Below are 5,296 nucleotides of genomic sequence, written 5' to 3'. Positions count from 1 at the left end.
CCGATGCGATGTCACAATCGTTGCAGGCGGGACACCGCATTAAGTTGTCGCATGTGGGATTGTTTGCGGATGGGGTCGCCGTGAGTCAAGTCGGGGTAGAAACCTTTCGGCTCTGTCAGCAGTATGTTGATGAAGTGATGATTGTTGATACGGATGATATTTGTGCGGCGATCAAGGACGTATTTGAAGATACGCGATCGATTCTAGAACCCGCTGGGGCGCTGGCGATCGCTGCTGCAAAAGCTTATGTAGAGCGGGAACAGATTCAAAATCAAACGCTGATCGCGGTGGCCTGCGGGGCGAATATGAACTTCGATCGCTTGCGATTTGTGGCAGAACGCGCCGAATTTGGGGAACGTCGAGAAGCGATTTTTGCCGTCACGATTCCTGAAGAACAGGGCAGCTTACGCAAGTTTTGTGAGTGCATTGGTCGGCGCAGTTTGACTGAGTTTAATTACCGAATAGCAGATGAAAAGATCGCCCACATTTTCGTCGGAGTGCAAATTCAAAATCGAGCGGATGCGGCTCAAATTGTCTCGACGTTTGAAGCGAATGGCTTTAGCACGATCGACTTAACCGATGATGAATTAGCGAAACTGCATCTCAGACATATGGTAGGCGGGCGATCGCCCCTGGCTCACAATGAGTTGCTTTACCGCTTTGAGTTTCCCGAACGTCCGGGTGCGTTGATCAAGTTTCTCACCTCGATGTGTCCCGATTGGAATATCAGTCTATTTCACTATCGCAATCACGGCGCAGACTATGGGCGCATCGTCATCGGAATGCAGGTGCCCCCTCATGAGATGACCGAATGGCAAGCGTTTCTCGATACGCTGGGCTACCGCTACTGGGACGAAAGCCAAAACCCCGCCTATAAGTTGTTCTTGTCCTAAATGTAACGTGACTTCGATGGAGTTTTCTCACTTCGTTGTTCAGCACTTCCGCCCCCCAACCCCCCAATTTGGGGGACTTTGAGACAATATTTCTCGTTCAGAGTCCCTCACTCATGGGGGATTTAGGGGGCTGATCGGATTGGTAACCATCGTGAAGGATTATCATCGAATTCACGTTAAATGAAGGTTGATTTGAAGCATGACACACAACACCCGCAACGGTGACACGATCGCTAACCCAAATCATTGCAGCAACTAGAAGCATCTATTTCAAAAGCCCTGAATTCGTACAGAACTACCCTTCAGCAAACTCTAAGCATGTCAACACAATCCTTCAGAGATCAAGATTCTGAGTATCCCAGAGATATGGTCGGCTATGGGCGCAACCTTCCGGATGCTAAATGGCCCGATCGAGCGCGAATAGCCGTACAGTTTGTGATCAACTATGAGGAAGGTGGCGAAACCTGTATTTTGCATGGTGACCAGGCATCGGAAACCTTTCTATCCGAGATTGTGGGAGCCGTTCCACTCAACGGAATGCGCCATATGAACATGGAATCTTGCTATGAATATGGCAGTCGATCGGGCTTTTGGCGCTTACATAGACTCTTCACAGCGCGAGGAATTCCAGTCACGGTTTACGGGGTAGCGATGGCACTGGAGCGCAATCCGGAGGCAGTGGCGGCGATGAAAGAGGCGCAGTGGGAAATTGCCAGTCATGGGTATCGCTGGATTGACTACAAATATTTTGGCGAAGCGGCGGAGCGAGACCATTTATATCAAGCGATCGATCTGCATACTCGTGTGACGGGCGATCGTCCGTTGGGCTGGTATACGGGTCGTACTAGCGCGTTTTCTCGCAAATTGGTGATTGAGGAAGGAGGGTTTCTCTACGATTCAGACAGCTATGCGGATGATTTGCCGTATTGGGTTCAGGAGTCTGGAAAGTCCCATTTGGTGATTCCTTACACGTTAGATAACAACGATATGCGATTCGCCACCAGTCAGGGGTTTAACTCTGGCGATCAGTTTTTTGCATACTTGCGTGATTCATTTGATCTACTCTATGCAGAAGGAGAAACCGCACCCAAAATGATGAGCGTGGGATTACATTGTCGATTGGTAGGCAGACCTGGAAGAGCAATGGCATTGTTGAAATTTTTAGATTACGTTCAGAAACACGATCGCGTTTGGCTCTGCCGCAGAATTGATATCGCAAATCATTGGCACGAACATCACAAGCCTTAATAGAAACGAAAGTATTCTGAATTAGAACCCTATGAGCGATCTAACTTTTTTTGAATCTAGATGATCCACTTGTACCGCGATTCCTTGCCCGCCTGCTTGATTGACTAATTCTGCGGTTTCTTCAATGGTTTCATGGGCGATTATACTCTATTGTTGGGTGCGGGTGCTTCGTCCTATCAACCCAAGGGTGAGGGAACTCATCGTGTTTCGTGACCCCGTGGATGGGGAGTCTCGAACACCTTTGATCTAGGGAACCTGTTCGCAAGTGACCCTAACCAGTAGCGTGATTCATCCTCTGTCTTTTCCAGATGTTGAAATCGACGTGCTGAGGTTGATTCATTGACCACTGTTAAGGAGAATGATTAATGCAAAACTTTGGAGAACACACCATGACCGTCACTGGAAAACTTGAACTCACCATCAAAATCAACGAACTGCCGGATGCAAAGACTGTAGACAATGGCTGGAAATCTTTTGAGGTGGACTGCGATGGGCAAATCATCTCCATGACCGTCAAGCCCAAAGTCTGGAAGAAACTGGAGGATGCTCAAACCAACTTTCCCATGTGGGTTGCCGCGATCGCCGGGAAGATGGGACAACCGACCGAAAAAGGATTTGTTCTTCTCGAACCCAACATCCAGGTGTTTGAGAAGAAACCGAAAGAAACCGCAGCAGCCGGATGAGACGAGTCATTAGCGTATGACGACGGCAGCGACCCCTTGCAGGTATCTCGAAGAGATCGGCGGTATGAGATGGTGGATGGGAATTAGTTGAGATGCCACCAGAGATTTCGATCGGGGGTTGTCAGCCGGACGACGTAACTTGTCATCAATTACATTCACATAGAAGTTACCCCTATCAATGTTGTTCGGAGGCAGTAGGGCGATCGGTTGGTTATGGCTCCAAAAACTGTGTCGAGTGGTTACCCAACCAAATCTAGCTAGGTTATTGCTGACCAAATGAGCGTTACTATTTCTCCAGGATGCTATGCTCGTAGCCGATACCCAACTCCTCGAACGGTTTCAATCAAGTCACTACCCAGCTTCTTGCGGAGTTGTTTGACATAAGCATCCACGATATTAGAACCTGGATCATAGTCATAGCCCCAGACGCGGTTGAGCAGTTGTTCGCGGCTCATCACCTGCATGGGATGACGCAAGAAGATTTCTGCTAGGGCAAATTCTTTTACGGACATCTCAATTGATTGTGTTCCTATCCACACTTGCCGCGTCAGTAAGTCTAGAACAATCTCGCCGACCTGAAGTGTAGTTTCTTTACCGCTTTTAGTTTTTGCTACTACGTTGTCTCGCAGTTGAACCCGCACTCGCGCTAAGAGTTCATCAAACTCAAACGGCTTCGTTACATAATCATTTGCGCCGCTTTCTAGCGCAGTTACGGTATCTTCCACTTCATCTTGAGCCGTGAGAATAATAATTCGCAATCGTTCTCCCCGTCCGCGTATTTCCTTTAGAACTTGCCAGCCATCTTTACCAGGTAATCCTAAATCGAGAATCAGTAAATCAAAGTCCTCGCTGTGTGCCATTGCGATTGCTTCTACTCCATTTTTCGCGATCGTCGTTGTGAATCCGCTAGCACGGAATCCTTTTTCTAGAAAAGCAGCAATGCGAGCTTCATCTTCGGCAATCAACAATCGATTCATGGCATTTTCTTCGGCGATAAGGACTGTCGAATTGGGGCAATTGAAGGTCGGACTGGAAGATTAGCATCGGGGCGTTGCTGGGGTAAAATGACCGTAAAGGTTGCTCCTTCTCCCAGACGACTAAAGAGTTCGACAGTGCCACCATGAGCTTTGATCAGGGCTTGCACAATCGATAACCCTAATCCAGCGCCTTCGGATCGTCGTTCGCTCTCTGAGCCTCTCGCAAACCGATCGAAAATGCGCTCTTGATCCTCAAAAGAAATGCCTTCGCCAGTATCGCGCACCCAGAACTGAACAGTGCCATTGACGATTGCAGAACCAATCGCGATCATGTCTCCAGCCTGAGTATACTGTGTCGCATTCTGTGCCAAATTCATGATCACCTGCGTAAGACGTTGGCGATCGCAAACCACCTCTCCCATGCCAACCGCTTCGAGTTGCCAGTTTCGAGGAGCTAATCCTCGCGCTTTGGCAAAGAGTTCCTGGGTAAAAGGTTCGAGATCGATCATACTGGGACGCAAGAAATTGGGACGCTCGGCACGCATGAGCAACAGTAAGTCATTCACAAACCGATTCATCCGCCGCAGTTCATCGCGCACTAAAGCAACCGTCGCTTGTCGTTCTTCGGGGTCGTCGCCTAAGAGTTCTAAATGCCCCTGAATAATCGTGATGGGTGTTCGTAGCTCGTGACTGACATCTTTGATAAATTCTTGCTGACTGGTAAAAGCGGCTTGAAGGCGATCGAGCATCTGATTAAAGGTAAGTGTGAGATCAGCAATCTCATCGGTTCCCCGGACGGTCATGCGCTTTGACAAGTCGGTTTCAGTAATCATCTGAGCGGTATCGCTTAACTGGTGTAACGGAGCGAGTAAGCGTCCGGCGGTGAACCATACGATCACCATAAACAAAATCATCATCGCGATCGTCACCTGAACAACTAGCGCAAGAGTGGTTTCACCCATCTGGTAACGTAAGGTCGCATCGTAGAGTCCAACGATCGCACCCGTCTGCCCAGCAAATTGAAGCGGCTCTACAACCCGAATGATGTAATCTTCTTGAACAGAAGAGCGATTGGGTTTCGCTTGTGCCCATTGTCGAATTAGGTCAGAATTCTCATGAAGAGCAGGCGGCAGTTTGGACGATCGAGCCAAGTAGAGTTGACCATTTACTACGAGAACCAGTGACTCGTTTGGATCGCTCACTTGGCTTTGCTTGAACTGTTCTAGCGTCTCATTTAACACAGACGGCGTTAGTTCAGATGAATTGATTTGAGCCATTTGCTGTTCTAAAGCGCTAATGTTGCGCTGCAATCGTTGTCCGGCTTGCTGTTGTTCTAGTTCGCAGAAAATCTTGAAGGTTGCCCACACAGAAATGAGGGTAATGCAAAGGGTGAGTAGAAAGTACCAAATGAGCAGGCGCGATCGAACTCCAGCAAATGCACCGCCCCACTCGCGGAGCCGTTTTAGATTAATTTGGAGCGACTGCTTGCCTTTAA

At 48.6% G+C, this 5,296-nt stretch carries 5 protein-coding genes; 3 read left to right on the top strand and 2 right to left on the bottom strand.

Annotated features, from left to right (window positions below; genetic code table 11):
- The 3 genes from ilvA to ACJ2PR_RS34905 form a co-directional block, all read left to right on the top strand.
- Positions 1 to 893: threonine ammonia-lyase, biosynthetic (gene ilvA / locus ACJ2PR_RS34915; RefSeq protein ID WP_446880490.1), on the top strand; the 893-nt coding region annotated here is incomplete at its 5' end.
- A 318-nt stretch (positions 894 to 1,211) separates the two neighbouring features.
- Complete coding sequence (gene puuE, locus ACJ2PR_RS34910; protein WP_446867942.1) at positions 1,212 to 2,141, top strand: allantoinase PuuE; 930 nt, start codon at positions 1,212 to 1,214, stop codon at positions 2,139 to 2,141.
- A 365-nt stretch (positions 2,142 to 2,506) separates the two neighbouring features.
- Positions 2,507 to 2,824 carry a fertility inhibition FinO-like protein gene (locus ACJ2PR_RS34905; RefSeq protein ID WP_446867941.1) on the top strand — a complete coding sequence of 106 codons (318 nt, stop codon included), beginning with the start codon at positions 2,507 to 2,509 and terminating at the stop codon, positions 2,822 to 2,824.
- 302 nt (positions 2,825 to 3,126) lie between these two features.
- On the opposite strand, the gene ACJ2PR_RS34900 is transcribed toward ACJ2PR_RS34905, so the two are convergent.
- Entirely contained in the window at positions 3,127 to 3,801 is a 675-nt protein-coding gene (locus tag ACJ2PR_RS34900) for a response regulator transcription factor (RefSeq protein ID WP_446880489.1), read from the bottom strand.
- The coding region (locus ACJ2PR_RS34895; protein WP_446880488.1) for a sensor histidine kinase at positions 3,798 to 5,296 on the bottom strand (1,499 nt) is incomplete at its 5' end. The genes ACJ2PR_RS34895 and ACJ2PR_RS34900, both read right to left, overlap by 4 nt.

The sequence above is a fragment of the Phormidesmis sp. 146-33 genome, assembly GCF_052939515.1.
This window is presented reverse-complemented; position numbering and strand designations above follow the sequence as displayed.

Excerpts from the sequence above, each read along its gene's own strand:
- puuE (WP_446867942.1), top strand. The coding sequence starts at position 1,212 with ATGTCAACACAATCCTTCAGAGATCAAGATTCTGAGTATCCCAGAGAT.
- ACJ2PR_RS34905 (WP_446867941.1), top strand. The coding sequence starts at position 2,507 with ATGCAAAACTTTGGAGAACACACCATGACCGTCACTGGAAAACTTGAA.
- ACJ2PR_RS34900 (WP_446880489.1), bottom strand. The coding sequence starts at position 3,801 with ATGAATCGATTGTTGATTGCCGAAGATGAAGCTCGCATTGCTGCTTTT.